Annotated in this window: 34 protein-coding genes and 1 pseudogene; 4 read left to right on the forward strand and 31 right to left on the reverse strand. The window is 44.8% G+C overall.

Annotated features, from left to right (window positions below; translation table 11 throughout):
- Positions 1-26 precede the first annotated feature (26 nt).
- The 3 genes from E5Y90_RS11725 (at position 27) to rsfS (ending at position 2,206) form a co-directional block, all read left to right on the forward strand.
- Positions 27-893, forward strand: a complete 867-nt coding sequence (locus tag E5Y90_RS11725; protein ID WP_174660269.1) for an NAD(P)-dependent oxidoreductase — start codon at positions 27-29, stop codon at positions 891-893.
- Positions 894-932: 39 nt separating this feature from the next.
- Positions 933-1,721: a hydroxypyruvate isomerase family protein gene (locus E5Y90_RS11730; protein WP_151205628.1), complete on the forward strand. Its 789-nt coding sequence runs from the start codon at positions 933-935 to the stop codon at positions 1,719-1,721.
- A gap of 80 nt (positions 1,722-1,801) precedes the next feature.
- A complete protein-coding gene (gene rsfS, locus E5Y90_RS11735; RefSeq protein ID WP_151205629.1) occupies positions 1,802-2,206 on the forward strand; it encodes a ribosome silencing factor in 405 nt (134 codons plus the stop codon).
- Positions 2,207-2,685: 479 nt separating this feature from the next.
- Here the strand turns inward: rsfS and E5Y90_RS11740 are convergent, their stop codons facing one another.
- The 6 genes from E5Y90_RS11740 to E5Y90_RS11765 form a co-directional block, all read right to left on the reverse strand.
- A complete protein-coding gene (locus E5Y90_RS11740) occupies positions 2,686-4,968 on the reverse strand; it encodes a TRAP transporter large permease subunit (RefSeq protein WP_174660270.1) in 2,283 nt (760 codons plus the stop codon).
- A 179-nt stretch (positions 4,969-5,147) separates the two neighbouring features.
- A complete protein-coding gene (gene rrtA, locus E5Y90_RS11745; protein ID WP_174660271.1) occupies positions 5,148-5,720 on the reverse strand; it encodes a rhombosortase in 573 nt (190 codons plus the stop codon).
- A gap of 66 nt (positions 5,721-5,786) precedes the next feature.
- Positions 5,787-6,827: a hypothetical protein gene (locus E5Y90_RS11750; RefSeq protein ID WP_174660272.1), complete on the reverse strand. Its 1,041-nt coding sequence runs from the start codon at positions 6,825-6,827 to the stop codon at positions 5,787-5,789.
- A gap of 238 nt (positions 6,828-7,065) precedes the next feature.
- Positions 7,066-7,239: a hypothetical protein gene (locus tag E5Y90_RS11755; protein WP_174660273.1), complete on the reverse strand. Its 174-nt coding sequence runs from the start codon at positions 7,237-7,239 to the stop codon at positions 7,066-7,068.
- Positions 7,240-7,355: 116 nt separating this feature from the next.
- On the reverse strand, positions 7,356-7,739 hold the full coding sequence (locus E5Y90_RS11760; RefSeq protein WP_174660274.1) for a hypothetical protein: 384 nt from the start codon (positions 7,737-7,739) through the stop codon (positions 7,356-7,358).
- Positions 7,732-7,989 carry a succinate dehydrogenase assembly factor 2 gene (locus E5Y90_RS11765; RefSeq protein WP_151204001.1) on the reverse strand — a complete coding sequence of 86 codons (258 nt, stop codon included), beginning with the start codon at positions 7,987-7,989 and terminating at the stop codon, positions 7,732-7,734. The genes E5Y90_RS11760 and E5Y90_RS11765 overlap by 8 nt, the downstream gene beginning before the upstream one ends.
- 183 nt (positions 7,990-8,172) lie before the next feature.
- Between E5Y90_RS11765 and E5Y90_RS11770 the strand changes: the two genes are divergently transcribed.
- Positions 8,173-9,345, forward strand: a complete 1,173-nt coding sequence (locus tag E5Y90_RS11770; RefSeq protein WP_174660275.1) for an acyl-CoA dehydrogenase family protein — start codon at positions 8,173-8,175, stop codon at positions 9,343-9,345.
- A 57-nt stretch (positions 9,346-9,402) separates the two neighbouring features.
- Here the strand turns inward: E5Y90_RS11770 and E5Y90_RS11775 are convergent, their stop codons facing one another.
- The 25 genes and pseudogenes from E5Y90_RS11775 to rplB all read right to left on the reverse strand — a co-directional run bounded on the left by E5Y90_RS11775 (position 9,403) and on the right by rplB (position 22,708).
- Positions 9,403-10,893, reverse strand: coding sequence for a flavin-containing monooxygenase (locus tag E5Y90_RS11775; RefSeq protein ID WP_174660276.1), 1,491 nt, complete (start codon positions 10,891-10,893; stop codon positions 9,403-9,405).
- Positions 10,894-11,106: 213 nt separating this feature from the next.
- The gene (gene rplQ, locus E5Y90_RS11780) at positions 11,107-11,472 is read right to left on the reverse strand and encodes a 50S ribosomal protein L17 (protein ID WP_151203973.1); all 366 of its coding nucleotides are present in this window, start codon (positions 11,470-11,472) and stop codon (positions 11,107-11,109) included.
- A 19-nt stretch (positions 11,473-11,491) separates the two neighbouring features.
- Positions 11,492-12,499, reverse strand: coding sequence for a DNA-directed RNA polymerase subunit alpha (locus E5Y90_RS11785; protein ID WP_151203974.1), 1,008 nt, complete (start codon positions 12,497-12,499; stop codon positions 11,492-11,494).
- A 16-nt stretch (positions 12,500-12,515) separates the two neighbouring features.
- Positions 12,516-13,139, reverse strand: a complete 624-nt coding sequence (gene rpsD / locus E5Y90_RS11790; protein ID WP_151203975.1) for a 30S ribosomal protein S4 — start codon at positions 13,137-13,139, stop codon at positions 12,516-12,518.
- A gap of 12 nt (positions 13,140-13,151) precedes the next feature.
- Positions 13,152-13,538, reverse strand: a complete 387-nt coding sequence (gene rpsK / locus E5Y90_RS11795) for a 30S ribosomal protein S11 (protein ID WP_004281491.1) — start codon at positions 13,536-13,538, stop codon at positions 13,152-13,154.
- A 19-nt stretch (positions 13,539-13,557) separates the two neighbouring features.
- Entirely contained in the window at positions 13,558-13,914 is a 357-nt protein-coding gene (rpsM, locus tag E5Y90_RS11800) for a 30S ribosomal protein S13 (protein WP_151203976.1), read from the reverse strand.
- 107 nt (positions 13,915-14,021) lie between these two features.
- Positions 14,022-14,138 carry a 50S ribosomal protein L36 gene (gene rpmJ, locus E5Y90_RS11805; RefSeq protein ID WP_000867907.1) on the reverse strand — a complete coding sequence of 39 codons (117 nt, stop codon included), beginning with the start codon at positions 14,136-14,138 and terminating at the stop codon, positions 14,022-14,024.
- A 20-nt stretch (positions 14,139-14,158) separates the two neighbouring features.
- Entirely contained in the window at positions 14,159-15,478 is a 1,320-nt protein-coding gene (gene secY / locus E5Y90_RS11810; protein ID WP_171478806.1) for a preprotein translocase subunit SecY, read from the reverse strand.
- A gap of 45 nt (positions 15,479-15,523) precedes the next feature.
- The gene (gene rplO / locus E5Y90_RS11815; RefSeq protein ID WP_151203977.1) at positions 15,524-15,964 is read right to left on the reverse strand and encodes a 50S ribosomal protein L15; all 441 of its coding nucleotides are present in this window, start codon (positions 15,962-15,964) and stop codon (positions 15,524-15,526) included.
- A gap of 3 nt (positions 15,965-15,967) precedes the next feature.
- Positions 15,968-16,144, reverse strand: coding sequence for a 50S ribosomal protein L30 (gene rpmD / locus E5Y90_RS11820; RefSeq protein ID WP_004809788.1), 177 nt, complete (start codon positions 16,142-16,144; stop codon positions 15,968-15,970).
- Between the two features lie 6 nt (positions 16,145-16,150).
- The gene (gene rpsE / locus E5Y90_RS11825; protein ID WP_151203978.1) at positions 16,151-16,648 is read right to left on the reverse strand and encodes a 30S ribosomal protein S5; all 498 of its coding nucleotides are present in this window, start codon (positions 16,646-16,648) and stop codon (positions 16,151-16,153) included.
- A 2-nt stretch (positions 16,649-16,650) separates the two neighbouring features.
- Positions 16,651-17,001: a 50S ribosomal protein L18 gene (gene rplR, locus E5Y90_RS11830; RefSeq protein WP_004281497.1), complete on the reverse strand. Its 351-nt coding sequence runs from the start codon at positions 16,999-17,001 to the stop codon at positions 16,651-16,653.
- 14 nt (positions 17,002-17,015) lie between these two features.
- Positions 17,016-17,549 (reverse strand): 50S ribosomal protein L6, encoded by a 534-nt coding sequence (rplF, locus tag E5Y90_RS11835; RefSeq protein WP_151203979.1) that lies wholly within the window; start codon positions 17,547-17,549, stop codon positions 17,016-17,018.
- 13 nt (positions 17,550-17,562) lie between these two features.
- Positions 17,563-17,958 (reverse strand): 30S ribosomal protein S8, encoded by a 396-nt coding sequence (gene rpsH, locus E5Y90_RS11840; protein WP_151203980.1) that lies wholly within the window; start codon positions 17,956-17,958, stop codon positions 17,563-17,565.
- A gap of 12 nt (positions 17,959-17,970) precedes the next feature.
- Positions 17,971-18,276 carry a 30S ribosomal protein S14 gene (rpsN, locus tag E5Y90_RS11845; RefSeq protein WP_151203981.1) on the reverse strand — a complete coding sequence of 102 codons (306 nt, stop codon included), beginning with the start codon at positions 18,274-18,276 and terminating at the stop codon, positions 17,971-17,973.
- Between the two features lie 9 nt (positions 18,277-18,285).
- Positions 18,286-18,822: a 50S ribosomal protein L5 gene (rplE, locus tag E5Y90_RS11850; protein ID WP_151203982.1), complete on the reverse strand. Its 537-nt coding sequence runs from the start codon at positions 18,820-18,822 to the stop codon at positions 18,286-18,288.
- Positions 18,823-18,838: 16 nt separating this feature from the next.
- Positions 18,839-19,156, reverse strand: coding sequence for a 50S ribosomal protein L24 (rplX, locus tag E5Y90_RS11855; RefSeq protein ID WP_151203983.1), 318 nt, complete (start codon positions 19,154-19,156; stop codon positions 18,839-18,841).
- A gap of 9 nt (positions 19,157-19,165) precedes the next feature.
- Positions 19,166-19,534: a 50S ribosomal protein L14 gene (gene rplN / locus E5Y90_RS11860; protein WP_001982634.1), complete on the reverse strand. Its 369-nt coding sequence runs from the start codon at positions 19,532-19,534 to the stop codon at positions 19,166-19,168.
- Positions 19,535-19,625: 91 nt separating this feature from the next.
- Positions 19,626-19,883: a 30S ribosomal protein S17 gene (gene rpsQ, locus E5Y90_RS11865; protein WP_151203984.1), complete on the reverse strand. Its 258-nt coding sequence runs from the start codon at positions 19,881-19,883 to the stop codon at positions 19,626-19,628.
- A complete protein-coding gene (rpmC, locus tag E5Y90_RS11870; RefSeq protein ID WP_151203985.1) occupies positions 19,880-20,077 on the reverse strand; it encodes a 50S ribosomal protein L29 in 198 nt (65 codons plus the stop codon). The genes rpsQ and rpmC overlap by 4 nt, the downstream gene beginning before the upstream one ends.
- Positions 20,077-20,490: a 50S ribosomal protein L16 gene (rplP, locus tag E5Y90_RS11875; protein ID WP_151203986.1), complete on the reverse strand. Its 414-nt coding sequence runs from the start codon at positions 20,488-20,490 to the stop codon at positions 20,077-20,079. The genes rpmC and rplP overlap by 1 nt, the downstream gene beginning before the upstream one ends.
- A pseudogene (gene rpsC, locus E5Y90_RS11880) lies at positions 20,430-21,246 on the reverse strand (30S ribosomal protein S3). The gene rplP and the pseudogene rpsC overlap by 61 nt, the downstream one beginning before the upstream one ends.
- Position 21,247: 1 nt before the next feature.
- Positions 21,248-21,577 carry a 50S ribosomal protein L22 gene (gene rplV / locus E5Y90_RS11885; protein ID WP_001982638.1) on the reverse strand — a complete coding sequence of 110 codons (330 nt, stop codon included), beginning with the start codon at positions 21,575-21,577 and terminating at the stop codon, positions 21,248-21,250.
- Positions 21,578-21,588: 11 nt separating this feature from the next.
- Positions 21,589-21,864 carry a 30S ribosomal protein S19 gene (gene rpsS, locus E5Y90_RS11890; protein WP_004281508.1) on the reverse strand — a complete coding sequence of 92 codons (276 nt, stop codon included), beginning with the start codon at positions 21,862-21,864 and terminating at the stop codon, positions 21,589-21,591.
- Positions 21,865-21,883: 19 nt separating this feature from the next.
- Entirely contained in the window at positions 21,884-22,708 is an 825-nt protein-coding gene (gene rplB, locus E5Y90_RS11895; RefSeq protein ID WP_151203988.1) for a 50S ribosomal protein L2, read from the reverse strand.
- Between the last annotated feature and the right edge of the window lie 4 nt (positions 22,709-22,712).

Here is a 22,712-nt window from a genome sequence, read left to right on the forward strand (position 1 = left end):
AGCGGAATCAAGAGGTGAAAACACAGATGCTATTTAATCGTGAGAGCAAAATTGCTTTTCTGGGCATGGGGCTGATGGGCAGCCGTATGGCGACACGTTTGCTACAGGCCGGTTTTCAGGTTGCAGTGTGGAATCGTACGACGACCGCCTGCGATCCGCTTATTGCTATGGGTGCCCTTGCCTTAAGTCTCGAGCAGATTTCAGATTATCCTGTAATTTTAACCTGTCTGGCCGATGATCAGGCGATGGCGGCGGTATTTGCACAAATTGCGCCTTTTCTGGTAGCCGGTCAGGTTATTGTTGATTTCTCCAGTCTTTCAGTTGCCCAGACCCTGCTACTGGCTGAGCAGGCACAGACCAAACAGGTCAACTGGATTGACTCACCCGTCTCTGGTGGAACAGCAGGTGCCGAACAGGGTAATCTGGTCATCTTTGCGGGTGGTAATCGCGCAGTCATTGACGCATTAAGTCTGATTTATAAGGTACTGTCACAGCGTGTCACCCGTATGGGCAACAATGGTACGGGCCAAGCAACCAAAATCTGCAATCAGCTGATTGTAGCTGCCAACAGCACCCTCATTGCCGAAGCTGTCGCGCTGGCGGAGCATGCCGGGGTCGATACCCGCTTACTGGCCCCTGCACTGGCCGATGGTTTTGCCGACTCCAAGCCCTTTCAGATTCTGGCACCGCGTATGGCCACCCAAACCTTTGAACCGGTACAATGGAAAGTCCAGACCCTGTCTAAAGATCTGAATAATGCCGTACAACTGGCCCGCAGTTTAGAGCTGGATATTCCAGTTGCACAGCAGGCTTTATCCCAATTAAAAGCTCATCAGGATCAAGGCTTTGCTGAAGCAGATTTGGCCTCTCTCATTCAGCAGATCAATCATTAATACACTATTCCTGTTAAGCACTCAGCAAGGACATTTCCTATGATTAAACTCGCCGTTAATCTTTCAATGATTTTTACGGAAGTTCCCCTCCTAGAGCGATTTGCCCTTGCCCGTGCCCACGGATTTGAACATGTTGAAATACAGTTTCCCTATGAACTCAACATAGAGCAGATTCACAGTCAGTTAAGTAGACATGAACTCAACCTCTGCCTCATCAATGTACCAGCCGGTGACCTGATGCAGGGCGGCCATGGTCTGGCAGGTATTCCGGGACAGGAACTGGAATTTCGTCATGCCATGCAACAGGCCATCCAATATGCAACCGCACTCCAAGTACCGCGGGTCAATATTCTGGCAGGACGGCAGCCACTCGACTGTGACCTGCTGCCTTGCCTGAAAACCTTCGCCAGCAATTTAAAGATGGCCTGTTCTATGCTCGCCGAGCATCAGATTGAGCCTGTATTTGAAATGATTAATGGCAAGGATATGCCTCGCTTTCTGGTACAAAATATTGCCCAGGCTCAGGAAATACTGGAAGCAGTTCAACATCCGGCCCTAAAAATGCAATATGACTGTTATCACATGGCCATGATGGGCGAAGATGTACTGGAAACTTTGAAAGAAAATATTGCAGTGATTGGACATATACAATTTGCAGATTACCCGGGTCGGCATCAGCCAAATACTGCTTCTATTGAATATTATGATATTTTTCAGTGGCTAAAGAGTAGCCAATATCAAGCTTATGTTGCAGCCGAATATAAGCCGCTCGGACACTCCAATGATTCCTTTAGCTGGAAAGCTGAATTCTTTCCCGAGCATGACTAAGCCGGCCAGGGTAGCGTTTGAAATTTAAGACTAAAACCGCTATATTAGATCAGCATAATTGTTAGGAAATTATACCCTCTATGAATTTAGAACCATCGCCCAGCGCTTCTAATTCTCACGATCACAGCATGAATTCTTATTCTCCAGCGGTACAAGAGTGTCTGAACGTTGTACACGCAGCCCTTGAAGATGTAAAAGCGAAAGAAATTGTCGAGCTTGATGTCAGCAATATCAGCAATGTTGCAGATGCCATGATTATTGCCAGTGGTACGTCAACGCGTCATATTAAATCTCTTGCCCATAATGTTGCTGAAGAAGCACGTAAAGCCGGTTTCCGTCCACTTGGCGTGGAAGGTGAACGTGATGCAGAATGGATTCTAATTGATTTAGGTTATGTGGTTGTTCACTGCATGCTGCCCACTGCTCGTAAGTTTTACGACCTGGAAAGCTTATGGCAAAAAAATCCAGCAGATTCTGTCGCCTAACCGGATTCTAGAAACAGGTCCGTAGCGTCCTGCTCCCCCAGACATATTACAAAAAGAACCTCAATTGAGGTTCTTTTTGTTTTCATACCTTTTCCGCAGTGAATAAGAAGTTTTGAAGGTTTAACTTCAAATAAAATCAACTGACTACGACTTATCTCCATTGCCCTTCTGCTCACATCCAGTGCCTGAGAATACCAATAGATAGACAATGAATATGAGCCATATTGAAGGCTACTAACTTAATGCCCATATCTTAATAATCTTGGTTTTATCTTAAATGCTACTGATAGACTGGACATCAATCTCACAAGATGAAATAACTTTTATTCAGGGATCAAGCACAATCTTCAGATAGGACAAAACCTGAGTCCTTGTTATTAAAATATGGGGTCATACCGATATTTTAACCGTTGAGATTCAGGTTGTTATTTAAAGCAAACGGCGGGACATGCATGCCCCGAAGATGCCTTTATTGAAACCTATTGATACCAGCCAAATAGCTTAAAAATATAAGGTACATAAGCAATGATCAGCATAGCTGGCAACAATACGATCACTGGCAAAATCCAGCGTTCAAAACGATAGTAGAAGGACAGATGGCGTACTTCTGCATCTGCTTCGGCCACCTCGGCATCGCCAATGGATTGCCGTGCCAATAGATGGTTCAATGCCACAGGTGGGGTGACATAGCCCAGCTCAAAACCAATCAAGGTAATCATCCAGAAATGCACAGGATGAATGCCGTATTGATAAGCCACTGGGGCTACCGTAGCCGAGATTAAAATAACGGCACCGAATGGATCCATAATCATCCCGACAAAAATCATTAGCCCGACAATCATCGAAATTACCAGTAGCGTACTGCTAATATCGGTCGGGAAAGCTTCCATGATTTCCAGACGCTCCAGCAAACCGCCGACACTGACTGACAACGCCATCAGGATAACCAAAGCACCGATATGCCCTACCGTTTCACTGGTAGAGATATGCATGGACTTCCAGAAACCCACCTGACGCAAAGTTCCATTCGACGGTGATCGTGGAACGCCATGATCTACTGCCAACTCTTTTTGAGATTGCTCAGCATGTGCTGCTTCACGATACTCGGCAGGAGCAGCAGCACTCGCCGTTGCAAGCGCCGGCGTAGAACCTGAACCTAGGCTCGCGGTCAGCGTTTCATCCCAATGTCCAACTGCTGGTAACGGCGCAGGCTCATGACGCAGCTTGTCAAACAGCACGATCATCAGCAAGATCACTGGCATCATCACAGGTGCAGTAAACTCATTCAGGTTGGTCGACAAGGCATATTTATAGAACAACCAGATCAGCACAAAGATCATCACATAAGGAATGATCGCAACAAAGGCACGAGCTGATTGTGGTGCAGCTATGCTTGGTGCAGCAATCCTAAACTTATGCTCGGCAAAGAACAGTGAAATGACTAAAAATAAAGTTGAAGTCAGCAGGAAAACATACAGACCATAGTGATACAGCAGATCGGTCGTGACTTCTTTATTTAAGGAGGCCACCACAACAATCAGCAGACATGGACGCAAAACCACACCCAACGAGCCAGACATCGCCGTAGCTGCCAAGGCAAACTGACGACGCCCTCCGGCATTCCAGACTTCCTTATAAATAATGGCACCCGCTGCAATCACGAAAATCCCTGAAGCACCGGTATAGGCTGTCGGCAAGGCTGCTGCAAGCAGTATCAGCCAGGTCAGGGTTTCTGGTGCCAGATTCCATGGACGCAGAATATTCAAAAACATGTCGACCACACGGGTCTGTTTTAACAGCATCCCTGCCCAGATAAACAGGGCCAGATTCAGGAAAATACTGGAGAACTCAACCAATTGACCGAGGTAAATCCCCTGTCCCATTGGATAATCCATAAAGAAGGTAAAGTTGATCCCGGTTGTAATCGCCATATAGGCATACAAAGGTACACTTAAAAATGCCAGTCCCAGACTACCCCCTTCACGTATAGGCTGAGGAAGCCGGATGACCTGAAACAAACTGACGAGGGTCAAAGTTCCGAATAAAATCATCCATAACCAGTAGATATACTTCATCTGGCCCATCGGGACACCAGAATTCAGTACGGATTGATATTGGCTATAAGATGAAAAGGCCAGGAACACATTGGCAATCAGCATGGCTAGGGTATATACCCGGAAATCAATTTTAGTGGCCGGGCTACGCAGACCAATGTGGTGGGTTTTTAAAGTTGCGCTAATCGCAGCAAATACCACCATGATCACCAGCAATAACGCCCGGTTTTCAGTTCCGAACTTAAACAGTCCAAAGAACGTGGTTTCAAAAGTACGATAGGCCCGAATACTAGGATAAGCCTGCATATGTGCAATGGCCTTGTCATAGAATCCATAGGACTCCTCACAAACCTGCTGGGCCTGCATAACGGCAGCACGGACATCCGCTTCAGAACGAATGCCAAAGAAATCGGCATACTCATCTGCAGCATCCGTTTTCATTTGCTCCTGAACGCGCTGATCGACATTAATATTGCGCTCACATTGGGGTGCAGTAGGCTCTGCCCGTAAAAATGAATATTGCATCCCGGTTGCCGGATCACCATACAGGCGTTCACCCATACGTAATAGCTGACCGTGAATCATTTCACCTGTCCCAATAATCAGGGTAAGCAAAAGCAAGATGAGCACCACAAAGGTCGAGAACCATTCGGTCCAGATATAACGCAACAGACCCAGACCTGATCTGTTTTGATTATCGTTTTGCATGTATATTCCTATTTTTTTTGTTTTAGCGACCCTTTGGTTCAGGACGCCAATCTTCCTGTATGCTCCGACACGTCCTGTTCGGAGCTAAGTTTCTTTATTATCTTTTTCGACTCTGCATGAATATTGTCAAAATAAGAATGACAATTTGTATTTTCTTTTTCGTTTTTTATGCCAACTATTTAACTTTCGCGAACATAGCTGACGAGTATATACAGCAAGGCGATTACCACTCCCCAGATGACACCCAACAAATGCGCTTCTACCAGTACCGGACTACCAATTAATTGTGCAGTGCCAATATTACCTATAGTATTTTCCCAGATCAGCTTGCCTAAAATTAAAACCAGAACCAGCGTGGCAAAGCTTCGTTCACGCCGGTAGAGCAGATGAAGACAGGCCACTGCCACATACGCCCCATGCAATACCCCGGATAGACCAGCATACGCTTCAATATTTGGTAAAAAGAAGTAAAAGCTCAGGCTGATCAACGGCGGTAAAATCAGCAAAATCGCTGTAAAATGCCAGATAGTGACGCGGGGAAATATAAAAGGCAAGCAGATAAAGGCTAGAATATTTAACAAATAATGAACCCAGCTGACATGCACCCAATGTGCCGTCCAGAGCCGCCAGAACTCACCGAGCAAACTTTCCCGCCAGTAAATAAAGTGCTCCATAAAAATTTGCAAACATGCAGCAAGAGAGACAAAAGCCGCCAGAAAAATAATTTTTCGTCGCAGATCTTGATCGTGCATCGGCTTCTTGTCCTCCCTGTGAGCCACTAACATGAGCCATACAGCCGCTCATGCCCATTCTATTAATTACATGTCAGCATTAAACAGCTCATCCAGTTCTGAAGAATTGGCTGTTTCATCCCAAAAGTTCTGCATACCATCATCTGCACTACGTACACCCGTATGTTCAGTCCAGTAACGATCTGCAATACCTTCGGTCATCATGGCTGCCATACTGTCGATGAGTTTGAACTGAGGATTAACCGGTTTCTCATCACTGCGGGCTTGGGCAAAAGTTTTTAGGGCATCCCGTACTTTAGCATCGTCCCCGCTGGCCTGAGCTGCTACTGCATACAGAGCATGTGATAAACGTACACCTTTTTGCTCACCGATTTGTGTAGATTGTTTAAGGGTTTGGTAAGGCTCTGGCTTGCCCTCTCCCGCGCCTGGCAATAAGGTCCAGATAACGGCACGGGTCGCATTTGGCACACCCCAGAATTTGGCATTGTCTAGGCAGATCATGCCACGTTCGACCACAGCAGCAATATCTTTGGGTACATTGACCGCATTACCGGAATTAATATCATTGGTCATGGCTTGCAAACCGCTTAACATGCCAAGCAAATACACGGTCTGCTCAATATCACTGTTCATGCGTGCGCATTCTTCGCCCAGTCCTTTATTGTACTTTTTCTCATAACGGGTCTGGAATAACTGATAGCCTGTATACTGACGCTGCGCTGCCAGAGCGGCCCAGCGCTTTTGTTCAACGCGGGCATCTTGTGCTTCGGTGACCTGATTGGCTCTGGAAGCTCGCAAATAGCGTAATTCTGCTTCGAGTGCCTTCTTCTCAGCACAGATACCGGCTGCAGAATACATCAAGACTGCCACACGAGTAGGATCTGCTCCCATTTCCTTGGTGGACATAATGGCTGGCGTTAAAGCATTACCGGAATTACACACCATTTCAGCATCATCCATCGCCAGAATTGGCGGGACAACGTGCTTTTCAGTAAAACCGAGTGCAACATTGGCACCGGTCTTGGTGACTTGAGAACATCCTGTTAAAACTGTTGTTGTTATTGCAATGGTCGCCATACCTTGGCATATTTTTCGGACGCTCGACATTTTCCTGTCCTCTATAATTGTGATGATGTCCATATGCTGCTAAACATAGCAGAAGCTTTTTAGGAATAAAAGAGTATTTACTCTAATCCAAAACAATCACTTTGCCATGAATTTAGTCCAGTGCAATTGACTCGAATAGAAAAATACCCAAATTTTGGGCAAAAAAAAGTAGCATTGCGACGGTTCAGCACATGCCACTTATTAACTGGGAAAGCACTCAAATAGGCTTTATTAGGGTTCAGGTGAAAATTTTTCCTTCAATATTGTTCCAAGTCTTCCAATGACCAAGGCTAAAATAATTGCTGCGATCAGAAACATCCACACTGGAAATTCCATCATGATCTCCTCTGCTGGCGTTGGTGACTTCAATGTACCTGCTTATCAAAAAACCAGCAGGAAAATTGTCAGACAATTCACTCTTTCCCTCAATAAACAACGAATCCTGTCTAACAAAAAGAGAGATTTGAGAAATATATATTTGTTTTAAATAGGTTTATAGAAAATAAAGCTGCACTATTTGTCTAACAATTACAACATTTTTGTAAGAACTTTTAAAGATTTCCACTGTTTTAGCGGCAATTGATCACACCAGATCAGCAAAGGGCGCGCCTTGGCATGCTGGAAATACACCACGATATAGGCCTGATGATCAATCACATGACTAATCGCCACACGATAGGTCTTTTTTACTGTGCTGAGTGACCATTCTCGCCCATCCAGATATTCCAACTGTTCAACCTGCGGAGTTTTATGGTAAAACAGATGATAAATCAAGACACCTAAAATACCACATACACCCCATAGAAACAGAGGTAATAACTGGTAAAGCAGGAACATCAATACAGCAAAAATAAATAGCTGAAACGTCAGGGCACATTTACTGCGTTTCAGCCTGAAACAACGATTATCCATGAACGTAAAATTTAAGTTTCAGGATAAAGGCTTTCAATTCAGGGCGTGGCGGTTCCGACACTTCCATAAACCAGTCCAGCAGATCCGGATCTTCCTGAGCAACCAGCTCAGCAAACATTTCTTTTTCAAAAGGTTCAGCGCTGAGATAGTAGTTTTTTACGTAGGGATCAAAATACACATCCAGCTCTTTTAAGCCACGACGTGCACGATAAATCACTTTGCGTTCTTCTAAGCTTATTTCATCAGTCATCGAGTTCCCCCAACCGGTTTCAAACCCAAATAGTTTACCTGAAGCAATCACTGAATTTCGAGGAATTTCATATAAATGACCAAAAGCATCAGGATATATCTGGGATTTGAGTCTTTTGCTCATTGCTGCCTATACCGGCTTGTCCTAATTTAGGGAAAAATACACAAAATCAGGAAAAATAAAATGCAATCCACTGCGATCCGACCGCTTGCTGGCATGTTACCACGCCAATTATTCACTGCCGAACATGAGGCTTTTCGTGAGACGGTACGCAAATTCTATACACAGGAAGTCATTCCTTATACAGAAAAATATGAGCAGCAACAGCATGTTGACCGTGAGCTTTGGCTCAAGGCAGGTGCATTAGGCCTGCTCTGCTCGACCATGCCGGAAGAATATGGAGGTTCCGGTGTAGATCGTCTCTATAGCATGATCCTAATTGAAGAACAGGCCTATGCCGGTGATTCAGCCACCGGTTTTTCCCTACATTCCGATATCGTTGCCAACTATATTTTAAATTTTGGCAATACCACCCAGAAACAACAATGGTTACCGAAAATGGCAACGGGTGAAACCATTACAGCCATTGCCATGACCGAACCCGGTACCGGCTCCGACTTGCAAGCAGTACGCACCACTGCTGTTCAGGATGGAGATGACTATATTATCAATGGCTCCAAAATCTTCATTACCAATGGCTATCTGTGTGATCTGGCAATTGTAGTGTGCAAAACGGGCAATAGCGACAAAGGCTCCGCCAATTTATCTCTTATTCTGGTAGAAGTAGAGCGTGCAGGATTTAGCAAAGGCCAACCTTTAAATAAAATCGGGATGAAAGGCCAGGATACCTGTGAACTGTTCTTCGACAATGTCCGTGTGCCTAAAGAGAATCTGCTGGGCATGGAAGGTATGGGCTTCATTATGCTGATGAAAGAGCTGGCTTGGGAACGCCTGATTGTGGCGATTATCTGTCAGGCTGGTGCTGAAGCGGCTTTTGCACATACACTGCAATACACCAAGGAACGCCAGGCTTTTGGCAAACCCGTGGCAGCCTTTCAGAATACCCGCTTTAAACTGGCAGAGCTGCGTACTGAAATCGAAGTATGCCGTGCCTATCTGGATCGCTGTATGGAGTTACAGCTGAAAAATGAGTTAGCAGTTGACGCAGCAGCGGCAGCCAAATATAAAATCTCAGAAATGTACAGTAAGGTCGTAGATGAATGCCTGCAATTGCATGGTGGTTATGGTTATATGCTGGAATATCCAATTGCTAGAGCTTATCTCGATAACCGGGCCAATCGCATCTATGCAGGCACCAATGAAATCATGAAAGAGCTGATTGCCCGTTCGTTTTAATGTTTCATAATCTAAAAAGGAGTACCTCAAGTACTCCTTTTTATTTTACAGAGATTTTCAGGATACCAGTCGTGGCTTGCTCTGAACAGCAGTGACTTTGGTTTTAAATTTCAGCACACCATCTTTAAAAGAAGCCTGCTTCAGATCCTTGCGATCAGCCAGATAATTGTTACTGACATGCCAAGGGACATGTTTCCCCTGTTTTGGCATGACATCCGCCGCGCGGGCGATATAGCCTGAACTCAAGCTGCCCATGACCGTATCGTCCATCAATTCGCTAATATCCCCTTGAGCGACCACCTCATCATACCCCTTATGATCCATATGGTTCAGCAAACGGCAAATATATTCTGCCGCAATATCTACCTTTAAGGTCCAGGAAGCATTGATATAACCAATAATTAAGGCCATATTCGGCACATCACTGACCATAATACCGCGATATAACATGTGCTGAGAGGTATTGAGAGGCTTGCCATCCAAAGTGGCCTGAATACCGCCTAAGATTTGAATATTTAAACCGGTGGCTGAAACAATGATATCTGCCTCCAAATGCTTGCCGGATTTCAGCAAAATACCCGTTTCGGTCAATTTTTCAATATGATCGGTTTCCACCGATGCATGACCTTCACGTAGAATTTTAAATAGATCCCCATCAGGCACTACACATAAACGCTGATCCCATGGCTCATAGTTGGGGGTAAAGTGTTTCATGTCCACTTTGCCTTTGAGCTGGAATTTCACAGAATTCAGCAGCAGTTTTTTCAATAGTTTTGGCTGTTTCTGTGCCAGTGCATAAATTCCACGCTGCATACCGATATTTCGGGCACGGGTCAGCTTATAAGCCATCTCTTCAGGCAGATATTTACGCATTTTGGCATAGACCACATCGATAGAGGGTACCGAAGCGATATAAGTAGGTGAGCGTTGTAACATGGTTACATGCCCTGCTCCACCTTTTACCATCGCTGGAACAAGCGTAATCGCAGTTGCCCCACTTCCAATAATCACCACTTTTTTACCGCGATAGTCCAGATTTTCCGGCCAGTGCTGAGGATGAATAAACTGTCCTTTAAAGGCCTGCTGATTCGGAAAATCCGGCTGGAAGCCTTGATCATAATTATAATAACCGGTACAGCCTAAAACAAAATTTGCAATCCAAGTCTGTGTTTTTCCTTCTGCATCTTCGATTTTTACTGACCATTTATGGCTGGCTGAATCATAATTGGCACTGATGACACGATGCTGATAATGAATTTTTGGTTCTAATTGAAATTCTGTCACCACTTCATTCAGATAACCTTTAATAGAAGGTCCATCTGCCAATACACTGGTTTTTTGCCAAGGTTTAAAATTAAAACCAAAAGTCGACATATCCGAATCTGAACGGATACCCGGATATTTAAATAAGTCCCAGGTCCCACCAATACTTTCACGTCGTTCTATAATTTCAAATGAACGCTGCGGACAATGCTTGGACAAATGGGCAGCCAGACCAATCCCAGAAATGCCTGCCCCTACAATCAGAATATCAACCTGCTTTTCCATATTATTTTTTTACCTATACGAGTATCTATTTTTATTAAATCACAAAATTGACAATACACAATGTCAAGTTTGGTTAAAAGCAATTTAATTCTTATCTTTTCAGGACAATCCTTCACAGAGTCCAAACAACCAAAATTATAAATTTCAGGTATTAAAAAAGGCCAGTTTATACAACTGACCTTTTTTGAATAACGTACGCTACTCTACACGAAATTATTCAACTTCGCGATCTACTAGCTCAACGTAAGCCATCGGTGCAGCATCACCTGCACGGAAGCCCGCTTTAAGAACACGTAGATAGCCGCCGTTACGTTCTTTGTAACGAGGGCCAAGAACGGTAAATAATTTACCCACAGTTGCAGCTGAACGAGTACGAGCAAATGCCAAACGACGGTTTGCTACTGTATCGACTTTAGCTAAAGTGATTAAAGGCTCAGCAACACGACGTAATTCTTTCGCTTTAGGCACAGTTGTTTTGATCAACTCGTGTTCAAACAAAGAGTTAGCCATGTTTTGGAACATCGCTTTACGATGACTGCTTGTACGGCCTAATTTCACACCACTATTACGATGACGCATGGTGAATAGTCCTACTTAATTAACGGCTACGATAGGCGAAACGATCGTCCATACGGAGGCTGGCCGGTGGCCAGTTCTCTAAACGCATGCCGAGTTGTAAGCCTTTAGAAGCCAGAACATCTTTGATCTCAGTAAGCGATTTTTTACCCAAGTTAGGAGTTTTAAGCAACTCAACTTCAGTACGCTGTACAAGATCACCAATGTAGTAAATGTTTTCTGCTTTCAAACAGTTAGCAGAACGAACAGTTAGCTCTAGATCATCTACTGGACGAAGCAAGATTGGATCAACTTCTTCACGAGGTTCTTGAGCCACAGGCGCTTGATCTTTCTGAAGGTCAACAAAGATTGCAATTTGTTGTTGCAAAATCGTCGCCGCTTTACGGATTGCTTCTTCAGGATCAACTGTACCGTTGGTTTCAAGATCAATGATCAGTTTGTCAAGGTCAGTACGTTGTTCTACACGAGCGTTTTCCACTGTATAAGACACACGTTTGATCGGGCTATAAGAAGCATCTAACTGTAAACGACCTACTGGGCGAGTTTCACCTTCTGGGAAGCGTGAGTCAGACGTTTCATAGCCACGGCCTTGGGCCACTTTCAGGCGCATTTTTAATGAGCCTGTAGCACTTAATGTACCAATCAAGTGTTCAGGGTTAACCACTTCAACATTATGAGGTAAACGAAGGTCAGCCGCAGTAACGTCGCCTGGACCTTGTTTCTCTAATGTTAAATAAGCTTCATTTTGATCGAACAGCTTAATAGACAATCCTTTTAGGTTCAGCAAGAGCTCGACGATGTCCTGCTGCAAGCCTTCCAAAGTACTGTACTCGTGCTCAACACCCTCAATTTCTACTTCCACCACAGCTGCGCCAGGTAAAGAAGAAAGAAGGATGCGACGTAAAGCATTACCAAGAGTATGACCAAAGCCACGCTCTAACGGTTCTAGAATAACTTTTGCCGAGGTCCCGCTTGCCGCTTCGACCTTGATCGCTTGCGGAGTTAGAAACTCATTTGCAGTACGCGTCATATTGCTACCTCAAGGATTATTTAGAATACAATTCTACAATCAAGCTTTCGTTGATTTCAGCAGGTAAATCAGAACGATCTGGAGCAGTTTTGAACGTACCTTCTAGTTTAGAATGATCTACTTCCATCCAAGAAGGAATACCACGTTGAGCAGCCAATTCAATTGCGTTTTTAATACGTAATTGTTGTTTAGCGCCTTCGTGAACTGCAATTACATCACCCGCTTTAACCTGGATAGACGCGATGTTTACGCGACGACCATTTAAAGTGATTGAGCGGTGTGATACCAGCTGACGAGCTTCTGCACGTGTAGAACCAAAACCCATGCGATAAACCACGTTATCCAGGCGGCTTTCAAGCAATTTCAACAGGTTTTCACCAGTTGCACCTTTAACACGAGCAGCTTCTTTATAGTAATTACTAAATTGACGCTCTAAAACACCGTACATGCGACGTACTTTTTGTTTTTCACGTAATTGTAGTGAGTACTCAGATTGTTTTGCACGGCTTTGACCATGTTGGCCAGGAGCTTTAGCATGTTTTTTAGTCTTAACGTCAAATGGTTTAACGCCAGATTTTAGTTGCAGGTCTGTCCCTTCGCGACGAGAGAGTTTGCATTTTGGACCAATATAACGAGCCATGAATGTTTCTCCTTACACGCGACGTTTTTTAGGTGGACGGCAACCGTTGTGAGGAATTGGAGTCACATCGGTAATGCTGTTAATTTTATAACCCACTGCACCTAATGCACGAACCGCAGACTCACGACCTGGACCAGGACCTTTTACAAGGACGTCCAAATTTTTCAAACCGTAATCTAAAGCAGCTTTACCAGCAACTTCAGCAGCTACCTGAGCAGCGAACGGAGTTGATTTACGTGATCCACGGAAGCCTTGTCCACCTGAGGTGGCCCAAGCCAGTGCATTACCTTGACGATCGGTAATAGTCACAATGGTGTTATTAAAAGAAGCGTGAATGTGTGCAACACCTTCAGAGACGGTACGGGTGACCTTCTTGCGTGCGCGAGTATCTTTAGCCATCTTTTAGCTTCCAGAAATCTTATTTCTTAATCGGTTTGCGCGGACCTTTACGGGTACGTGCGTTATTTTTGGTGTTTTGTCCACGGACAGGCAAGCTGCGACGATGACGAAGACCGCGGTAGCAGCCTAAATCCATTAAACGTTTAATGTTCATGGAAATTTCGCGACGTAAATCACCTTCGGTCGGAACCTTGGCAACTTCTGCACGAATCGCATCAAGCTGAGTGTCATCTAACTCACGGATCTTAGTAGTAGTTGGGATACCTGCAGCAGCTAAGATAGTCTTAGCAGTGTGGCGACCAATACCAAAGATATACGTTAGAGAGATAACAGCATGCTTGTTATCCGGAATGTTTACACCGGCAATACGAGCCATTCAATTTTCTCCAAAAAGGCAGTTAAGATAATCAACCGCCCCACAAAAATCTTGAGGGGCGGATAATAACCCAATTCGCCTACTGAAATCAACAGGTCTTGATCAGATTAACCTTGACGCTGCTTATGACGAGGTTCTGCGCTACAAATTACGCGGATAACCCCATTACGACGGATAACTTTACAGCTACCACAAATTTTCTTTACAGAAGCTTGTACTTTCATGATGAAACCTCTAAGTGCGCTTATCCCTTAGGATGAGCAGTCGTTTTTCTCATTAACGTTTGATTATCGTACTGGTGCGAGGTGAGATGTGCTTGCAGCTGAGCCATAAAGTCCATCACCACCACTACCACGATCAGCAACGATGTTCCACCCAAGCTAAATGGAATCCCAAAAGAGCTTTGCAGGATCATCGGCATTAAACAGATGACAGTGATGTAAATCGCGCCAATAAAGGTCAAACGACTGAGAATATGATCTAAGTAACGAGCAGTTTGCTCACCTGGACGTATACCAGGCACATAAGCTCCGCTGCGCTTCAAGTTCTCTGATACTTCTTTAGGACTAAATACCAGTGCTGTATAGAAGTAACAGAAAAAGATAATTAACGCACCAAAGAGCACCAAATACAACGGCTGACCAGGCGATAAAACCAATGCCAGATCTTGCAGACCACGCTTGATAATTCCTGCACTCGGATCCGAACTACCGACCCACTGCCCCAAGCTCGCTGGGAACAGAAGCAATGAACTGGCAAAAATTGCCGGAATCACACCTGCCATATTAATTTTTAATGGCAAATGAGTTTGCTGTGCAGTAAATACACGACGACCCTGCTGCTTTTGAGCATAGTTCACCGGAATACGACGTTGCGCCTTCTCGATAAATACAATGGCTGCAAGCACGGCAATAGATAACAATCCAAATATGGCAAGGCCAATCAGACTTGTCTGACCATTATCTACAGAAGTCAGAGACTGCATAACCAGGTTCGGCAATCCTGCAACAATACCTGCGAAGATGATCATGGAAATACCATTTCCCACCCCACGCTCAGTAATCTGTTCACCCAGCCACATCAGGAACATGGTTCCCGCGACCAGAGAAGTTACTGCAGGAACATAAAAAGCCAGACCAGAAGTCAGGGTAATTCCCTGGCTGATCAGGCCTGCACACATACCGATCGCTTGCACCAGTGCAAGGAACAGTGTGCCCTGTCGTGTATATTGATTAATCTTACGTTTGCCCTGCTCACCTTCTTTTTTCAAAGCTTCGAGCTGAGGAACCACCGAGGACATTAATTGCACGATAATAGATGCAGAAATGTAAGGCATGATTCCGAGTGCAAGAATGGACATCCGCTCTAATGCACCACCCGAAAACATGTTAAACAAACCAAGGATCGTACCCTGGTTTGCATTAAACAGATTTTCAAGTGCAGCATTATTAATGCCTGGTACTGGAATATGCGCTCCTAGTCGAAATACCAACAACGCACCAATGAGAAACATCATTCGACGAATAATTTCACGATATTTCACATGAAATGGTTGGCCTTTCATCATGTTGACATGACCTGAAGAACTAGGAGTCATAGACACTGGGGATTACTCCTCGACTTTACCGCCAGCAGCTTCAACAGCAGCTTTAGCGCCTTTAGTCACAGCAACACCTTGTAAAGTGAATGCGCGAGTAATTTCACCAGAAAGTACGATACGAGCACGAGTCATGTCTTTACGTACAACGTTCGCAGCTTTTAAAGTTTCAAGAGACACGATGTCACCTTCAACTTTAGTCAGCTCAGATAAACGTACTTCAGCAGTTTTCAAAGCCAATTGGCTAGTGAAACCGAATTTAGGTAAACGACGATAAAGCGCAGTTTGACCACCTTCGAAACCTGGACGGACGCCGCCGCTCTTACGTGAGTTTTGACCTTTGATACCACGACCACCAGTCTTGCCAACGCCAGAACCGATACCACGGCCTATGCGACGAGCTTCACGCTTCGCACCTTCTGCAGGTGCAAGTTCATTTAAACGCAGAGTCATGGCTTATTCCTCTACACTAACCATATAGTAGACTTGGTTGATCATACCACGGTTAGAAGGTGTATCTAACACTTCTACAGTATGACCAATACGACGCAGACCTAAACCTTTCAGGCTCAGCTTGTGATTTTTCAAGCGATGCGATGCAGATTTAGTCTGGGTAACTTTAATCGTTTTCATGATTGATTACCCTTGAATTTGTTCTACTGACAGACCACGTTTCGCAGCAACCTTCTCAGGAGTAGTCATATCACGCAAACCATTGAAAGTTGCGTTTACTACGTTAGCAGCGTTAGTAGAACCACGGCATTTAGTTAATACGTCGCGTACACCAACAGCTTCTAAAACTGCACGCATAGCGCCACCAGCAATTACACCAGTACCTTCAGAGGCAGGCTGCATGAATACACGACTAGCGCCATGACGAGCATGAATCGGGTGTTGTAACGTACCATCAACAAGATCAACGGTAATCATGTTACGACGTGCAGCTTCAAGTGCTTTAGAGATAGCAGCTGGAACTTCACGTGCCTTACCACGACCAAAACCTACGCGACCATTTCCATCACCCACTACAGTCAATGCGGTGAAAGAGAAGATACGGCCACCCTTAACAACTTTGGCTACACGATCAACGGCAACCAGCTTTTCAACAAGACCTTCGTTTTGTTCAACTTTAGCCATGATTAGAACTCCAAGCCGTTTTCACGGGCAGCATCAGCCAAGGCTTTGATACGACCATGATATTTGAAACCAGAACGGTCAAATGCAACTTTAGTAACACCAGCTGCTTTAGCGCGCTCTGCGATTAAAGCACCTACTTTCTGAGCTGCTTCAACGTTACCAGTTGTACCCGCACGTAAAGTAGCATCTAAAGTAGAAGCTTGCGCTAATACTTTGCCACCATCTGCCGAGATAACTTGAGCATAGATGTGACGCGGAGTGCGGTTTACACACAAACGAGTCGCACCCAATGCACGGATGTGCAAGCGTGTGCTTTTCGCACGACGCAAACGGGATTGTTTCTTTTCGTTCATAAGAACCTCGCGCCTTATTTCTTCTTAGCTTCTTTACGAAGTACAACTTCGTCAGAATAACGAACACCTTTACCTTTATATGGCTCTGGTGGACGGTAACCACGGATATCTGCAGCAACTTGGCCTAAAGCTGCTTTATCAGCAGATTTCAGAACAATTTCAGTTGCAGTTGGAGTTTCAGCAGTTACACCTTCAGGAAGCGTATAGTCGATCGGGTGTGAGAAACCAAGGTTAAGGTTAACAATGTTACCTTTAACCGCAGCTTTATAACCAACACCGATAAGTTGTAACTTACGTTCGAAACCTTCGCTCACACCTTTTACAAGGTTGTTAAGCACAGCGCGAGCAGTACCAGCTTGCATCCAAGCGTCTTTCGACTCAGCTTTAGGAGCAATTTGAAGTTGACCTTCTTCCTGTTTAAGCTCGACCAGCGCATGCAGGTTGAAAGACAATGTACCTTTGCTGCCTTTCACTTCGACCTGCCGGCCGTTCTGAGTAACTGTTACACCGTTAGGGACAGTTACTGGGGCTTTAGCCACACGAGACATGAGGAATCACCTATTAAGAAACAAAAGCAATAACTTCACCACCAACGCCTGCAGCACGTGCAGCGCGATCAGTCATGATGCCTTTGCTTGTAGAAACAATTGCAATACCTAAACCTTGCTTAACGCTTGGAAGTGCATCTTTACCGCGATACTGACGTAGACCAGGACGGCTTACGCGTTTCACAGTTTCGATAACTGGCTTGCCTTCAAAATATTTTAAAGTCAAAGTAAGAGTTGCTTTGCCTTCAACATCCGCAACTTCTACATTTGAAATATAACCTTCTTGTTGAAGTACGTTAGCAATCGCAACTTTCAACTTAGAATTAGGCATAGAAACTGTTTGTTTCTTTGCCATTTGTGCGTTACGAACACGTGTTAGCATGTCGGCAACGGTATCTTGCATACTCATTTATAGTGCTCCTTACCAGCTTGCCTTAACAACGCCCGGTACATCACCTTGCATTACTGTGTCACGTAACTTGTTACGGCTTAAGCCGAACTTACGGAAGTAACCATGAGGACGACCAGTTAAACCACAACGGTTACGTAGACGTACTGGAGACGCATTACGTGGTAATGCTTGTAACTTCATCATCGCATCGAAACGTTCTTCATCTGATGCATTTACGTTTGCAATTACAGCTTTTAATTCAGCACGTTTTGCAGCGTATTTAGCAACAGTAGCTTCGCGTTTCAACTCGCGATTAATCATACTTTTCTTAGCCATATCGACCTCTTATTTGAACGGGAAGCCGAATGCACGCATAAGCGCACGGCCTTCGTCATCGGTGCGAGCAGTCGTAGTAATGGTAATGTCCATACCACGAATACGGTCAATCTTGTCAAAATCGACTTCAGGGAACATGATCTGTTCCTTAAGACCCATTGAGTAGTTACCACGACCATCAAATGATTTCGCAGAGAAACCACGGAAGTCACGGATACGAGGGATCGCAATCGAGATTAGACGGTCTAAGAATTCGTACATACGTTCGCCGCGTAAAGTAACTTTACAACCGATCGGCCAACCATCACGGATTTTAAAACCAGCAATTGATTTACGAGCTAACGTAAGTACTGGTTTTTGACCAGAGATAGCTTGCATATCAGAAAGAGCACCATCAAGGAGTTTTTTGTCAGCAGCTGCTGCACCAACACCCATGTTGATCGTGATTTTAGTGATGCGAGGAATCTCCATCACATTCTTAAGACCCAATGTTTCTTGTAACTGAGCTTTAAGTTCGTCGTTGTAACGTGTTTTAAGTCTGGCCATTGCCTATTTCAACCTATTACTTCGCTACCGCCACTGATTCACCATTTGATTTATAAACGCGAGTTTTCACGCCATCAATCACTTGGTAACCAACACGGTCAGCCTTTTGGGTTGTAGCATTAAAAATTGCCACATTTGAAATATGAAGCGAAGCTTCCTGAGTTACGATGCCGCCTTCAGCGCCAGTAACACGGTTCGGCTTTTGATGCTTCTTAACCAAGTTAAGGCCTTCAACCTTAACACGGTCATTAGAAACCGACAGAACAGTCCCCTGTTTGCCTTTCTCTTTACCTGCGATCACAATTACTTGATCGCCTTTTTTAATCTTCGCCATGATCGCCTCTTATAGAACTTCAGGAGCCAATGAAATAATTTTCATGAACTGTTCAGTACGAAGTTCACGAGTCACTGGTCCGAAAATACGAGTTGCAATCGGCGCTTTGTTGTTGTTCAAAATAACAGCAGCGTTATCGTCAAAACGAATCACTGAACCGTCTGGACGACGGATGCCGAATTTAGTACGAACAACCACTGCATTCATCACGTCACCTTTTTTAACACGTGCGCGTGGAATTGCTTCTTTTACAGTAACTTTAATAATGTCGCCAACAGAAGCATAACGACGATGTGAACCACCAAGTACTTTAATACATTGTACGCGGCGAGCACCACTGTTGTCTGCTACGTCGAGCATAGTTTCGGTCTGAATCATTGCCCTACTCCAAAACCGAGCATCACCGGTCACAATTTCGAAAGGCTCAAAGAGTACTCGAAATTAACCGATGATGCAACAAGAACGTTAATTACTCAGCAGCTGCTTCAACAACTTCAACTAAAGTCCAAGACTTAGTTTTAGACATTGGGCGGCTTTCTTTAATGGTTACAACATCACCAAGCTTGGCAGTATTGTTCTCATCATGAGCATGTAATTTTGTTGAACGGCGGATTAATTTGCCATACAACGGGTGTTGAACGCGGCGTTCGATCAGTACAACGATAGACTTGTCCATCTTGTCGCTCACAACCTTGCCGGTTAACGTGCGGACTGTATTTTCACTCATTGTCCGTTCCCCTGTTTTTCGGTAAGTAGGGTCTTGATACGAGCAACAGTCTTGCGAGTCAATGCAACTTCGTGCGATTTACCCAATTGACCAGTTGCTTTCGCCATACGAAGACGGAATTGGTTAAGCTGTTGCTCATCAAGCAAAGCTGTCAACTCTTCTACCGACTTTTCACGTAGATCTTTAGTTTTCATTACATTACCGTCCGAGTCACGATAGTGGTTTTAAACGGAAGTTTAGCTGCAGCAAGCTTGAATGCTTCTGTTGCCAACTCTTCGTTCACACCATCAATTTCGTACAAGACTTTACCTGGTTTGATTTGACAAACCCAGTATTCCACAGAACCTTTACCTTTACCCATACGCACTTCAAGTGGTTTAGAAGTAATCGGCTTGTCCGGGAAAACACGGATAAAGATCTTACCACCACGTTTAATACGACGGCTGATTGTACGACGTGCTGCTTCAATTTGACGCGCAGTCATTTGACCACGTTCAACTGATTTAAGCGCAATAGTACCAAAAGATACTGAGCTACCGCGGTGCGCTAGACCAGTGTTACGGCCTTTTTGCACCTTACGGAATTTAGTACGTTTAGGTTGCAACATGGATTATTCTCCTTTTTCAGCAGAACGATCATTGCGACGACCACGACGCTCTTGACCTTCACCACGACCGCGACCGCGTTTAGCTTGACGCTCTTCAGCTGGAGCCGGGTTCATGACTTGTTTCATGCCGCCCAAGATCTCACCACGGAAGATCCAAACTTTAACACCAATCGTACCGTAAGTAGTCTCAGCGCGCATAGTTGCGTAGTCGATATCAGCACGAAGCGTATGTAGAGGTACACGACCTTCACGATACCATTCAGTACGAGCAATCTCAGCACCACCTAAACGGCCTGAAACTTCTACTTTGATACCTTTAGCACCAGCACGCATCGTATTTTGAACCGCACGCTTCATAGCACGACGGAACATTACACGTTTTTCTAATTGAGAAGCGATTGCTTCAGCAACCAGACGCGCGTCTAAGTCTGGACGATCGATTTCGTTGATGCTTACTTGCGCAGGAACACCCATGATAGATGTTAATTCGCGTTGTAATTTCTCAATGTCTTCGCCTTTTTTACCGATCACGATACCAGGACGAGCAGTGCTAATTGTTACTTTAGCAGCGCCTGTAGGGCGTTCGATAAGAATATTGCTGATCATTGCATTCTTAAGTTTTTTAGTTAAAAACTCACGAACCTGCAAATCTTTAAGCAAGTATTCAGCGTATTGTTTCGGATTCGCATACCAGTTAGCGTTATGACGTTTCACAACACCTAGGCGGATACCGATTGGATGAACCTTCTGACCCATATCAAACCCCTACCTTAACGGTGATGTGACAAGTACGCTTAGTAATACGATCTGCACGACCTTTAGCACGTGGCATAATACGTTTCAGGCTCATGCCTTCATCAACGTAGATCGTAGAAACTTTAAGATCGTCTACATCTAAACTGTTATTGTGTTCAGCGTTTGCAATTGCAGATTCCAACGCTTTCTTAACCAGAACTGCAGCTTTTTTGTTGCTGAAGTTAAGAATGTTAAGAGCGTGCGCAACAGATTTGCCGCGGATAAGATCTGCAACCAAACGAGCTTTTTGTGCCGAGATAGCGGCACCGCGTAATTTAGCAGTTACTTCCATCATAGCACCTATTAACGTTTAGATTTCTTGTCAACACCGTGACCACGGTAGGTACGAGTCGGTGCAAATTCACCAAGCTTGTGACCAACCATATGCTCAGATACGATTACCGGAACATGGTTACGACCATTGTGAACAGAAATTGTTAAACCAACAAAATCCGGGAGGATCATCGAACGACGCGACCAAGTTTTGATCGGCTTACGGTTATTCGCCGCGATAGCCGCTTCAACCTTAGCGAACAAGTGCGCATCGACGAATGGGCCTTTTTTCAGAGAACGAGGCATTGTCAGATTCCTTTACTTGTTACTTAACGCGACGGTCGCGAATAATCATCTTAGTCGTACGCTTATTGGTACGTGTCTTGTACCCTTTAGCTTTTTGACCCCATGGGCTTACAGGTTGAATACCCTTGTTACGCCCTTCACCACCACCATGTGGGTGATCTACCGGGTTCATCGCCATACCACGAACGGTAGGACGAACACCACGCCAGCGTGATGCACCAGCTTTACCCAGTGAACGAAGGTTGCTTTCTGAGTTAGATACTTCACCTAACACAGCGCGGCATTCAACGTGTACTTTACGCATTTCGCCTGAACGAAGACGAATAATTGCGTAAGAACCGTCACGACCCAACAACTGAGCAGACGTACCAGCAGAACGTACTAATTGTGCGCCCTTACCGATTTTAAGCTCGATGTTGTGAAGAGTAGAACCGATCGGCATGTTGCGAAGTGGCAAACAGTTACCTGGACGAATTGGAGCATCGTTACCAGACTGAACTGCATCACCAGCACGCAGACCTTTAGGTGCGATGATGTAGCGACGTTCACCGTCAGCATACTTCAGCAACGCAAGGTGCGCAGTACGGTTTGGATCGTATTCAATACGCTCAACTACAGCAGGAATGCCGTCTTTGTTACGTTTAAAGTCTACGATACGGTAGTGTTGTTTATGACCGCCACCAACGTGACGAGTCGTAATGTGACCGTTGTTATTACGGCCGCCAGTACGCTTTTTAGCTTCAACTAATGGAGCGTACGGAGCACCTTTGTGAAGATGGTCGTGAACGACTTTCTCTACAAAGCGACGTCCTGGAGACGTTGGCTTACATTTTTGAATCGGCATAATT

The organism is Acinetobacter sp. 10FS3-1 (assembly GCF_013343215.1).
Classification (GTDB): domain Bacteria; phylum Pseudomonadota; class Gammaproteobacteria; order Pseudomonadales; family Moraxellaceae; genus Acinetobacter; species Acinetobacter lwoffii_C.

Coding starts and splice junctions, on each gene's coding strand:
- rpsQ (WP_151203984.1), bottom strand. CDS start 19,883: ATGAGTGAAAATACAGTCCGCACGTTAACCGGCAAGGTTGTGAGCGAC.
- E5Y90_RS11770 (WP_174660275.1), top strand. CDS start 8,173: ATGCAATCCACTGCGATCCGACCGCTTGCTGGCATGTTACCACGCCAA.
- rpsE (WP_151203978.1), bottom strand. CDS start 16,648: ATGGCTAAAGTTGAACAAAACGAAGGTCTTGTTGAAAAGCTGGTTGCC.
- rplX (WP_151203983.1), bottom strand. CDS start 19,156: ATGGCGAAGATTAAAAAAGGCGATCAAGTAATTGTGATCGCAGGTAAA.
- rrtA (WP_174660271.1), bottom strand. CDS start 5,720: ATGCACGATCAAGATCTGCGACGAAAAATTATTTTTCTGGCGGCTTTT.
- rplB (WP_151203988.1), bottom strand. CDS start 22,708: ATGCCGATTCAAAAATGTAAGCCAACGTCTCCAGGACGTCGCTTTGTA.
- E5Y90_RS11740 (WP_174660270.1), bottom strand. CDS start 4,968: ATGCAAAACGATAATCAAAACAGATCAGGTCTGGGTCTGTTGCGTTAT.
- rplO (WP_151203977.1), bottom strand. CDS start 15,964: ATGACTCTGCGTTTAAATGAACTTGCACCTGCAGAAGGTGCGAAGCGT.
- E5Y90_RS11750 (WP_174660272.1), bottom strand. CDS start 6,827: ATGTCGAGCGTCCGAAAAATATGCCAAGGTATGGCGACCATTGCAATA.
- E5Y90_RS11775 (WP_174660276.1), bottom strand. CDS start 10,893: ATGGAAAAGCAGGTTGATATTCTGATTGTAGGGGCAGGCATTTCTGGG.
- rplE (WP_151203982.1), bottom strand. CDS start 18,822: ATGGCCAGACTTAAAACACGTTACAACGACGAACTTAAAGCTCAGTTA.
- rpsN (WP_151203981.1), bottom strand. CDS start 18,276: ATGGCTAAGAAAAGTATGATTAATCGCGAGTTGAAACGCGAAGCTACT.
- rplF (WP_151203979.1), bottom strand. CDS start 17,549: ATGTCTCGTGTGGCTAAAGCCCCAGTAACTGTCCCTAACGGTGTAACA.
- E5Y90_RS11760 (WP_174660274.1), bottom strand. CDS start 7,739: ATGGATAATCGTTGTTTCAGGCTGAAACGCAGTAAATGTGCCCTGACG.
- E5Y90_RS11730 (WP_151205628.1), top strand. CDS start 933: ATGATTAAACTCGCCGTTAATCTTTCAATGATTTTTACGGAAGTTCCC.
- rplV (WP_001982638.1), bottom strand. CDS start 21,577: ATGGAAGTAACTGCTAAATTACGCGGTGCCGCTATCTCGGCACAAAAA.
- rpmJ (WP_000867907.1), bottom strand. CDS start 14,138: ATGAAAGTACAAGCTTCTGTAAAGAAAATTTGTGGTAGCTGTAAAGTT.
- secY (WP_171478806.1), bottom strand. CDS start 15,478: ATGAAAGGCCAACCATTTCATGTGAAATATCGTGAAATTATTCGTCGA.
- rpsH (WP_151203980.1), bottom strand. CDS start 17,958: ATGAGTATGCAAGATACCGTTGCCGACATGCTAACACGTGTTCGTAAC.
- rpsD (WP_151203975.1), bottom strand. CDS start 13,139: ATGGCTCGTTATATTGGTCCAAAATGCAAACTCTCTCGTCGCGAAGGG.
- rsfS (WP_151205629.1), top strand. CDS start 1,802: ATGAATTTAGAACCATCGCCCAGCGCTTCTAATTCTCACGATCACAGC.
- E5Y90_RS11725 (WP_174660269.1), top strand. CDS start 27: ATGCTATTTAATCGTGAGAGCAAAATTGCTTTTCTGGGCATGGGGCTG.
- rpsM (WP_151203976.1), bottom strand. CDS start 13,914: ATGGCTCGTATTGCCGGTGTAAACATTCCGGATAACAAGCATGCTGTT.
- rpmD (WP_004809788.1), bottom strand. CDS start 16,144: ATGAAAACGATTAAAGTTACCCAGACTAAATCTGCATCGCATCGCTTG.
- rpsS (WP_004281508.1), bottom strand. CDS start 21,864: ATGCCTCGTTCTCTGAAAAAAGGCCCATTCGTCGATGCGCACTTGTTC.
- rplP (WP_151203986.1), bottom strand. CDS start 20,490: ATGTTGCAACCTAAACGTACTAAATTCCGTAAGGTGCAAAAAGGCCGT.
- E5Y90_RS11765 (WP_151204001.1), bottom strand. CDS start 7,989: ATGACTGATGAAATAAGCTTAGAAGAACGCAAAGTGATTTATCGTGCA.
- rpmC (WP_151203985.1), bottom strand. CDS start 20,077: ATGAAAACTAAAGATCTACGTGAAAAGTCGGTAGAAGAGTTGACAGCT.
- E5Y90_RS11785 (WP_151203974.1), bottom strand. CDS start 12,499: ATGACGCGTACTGCAAATGAGTTTCTAACTCCGCAAGCGATCAAGGTC.
- rplR (WP_004281497.1), bottom strand. CDS start 17,001: ATGAACGAAAAGAAACAATCCCGTTTGCGTCGTGCGAAAAGCACACGC.
- rplQ (WP_151203973.1), bottom strand. CDS start 11,472: ATGCGTCATCGTAATAGTGGTGTGAAATTAGGCCGTACAAGCAGTCAT.
- rpsK (WP_004281491.1), bottom strand. CDS start 13,538: ATGGCTAAAGATACTCGCGCACGCAAGAAGGTCACCCGTACCGTCTCT.
- rplN (WP_001982634.1), bottom strand. CDS start 19,534: ATGATTCAGACCGAAACTATGCTCGACGTAGCAGACAACAGTGGTGCT.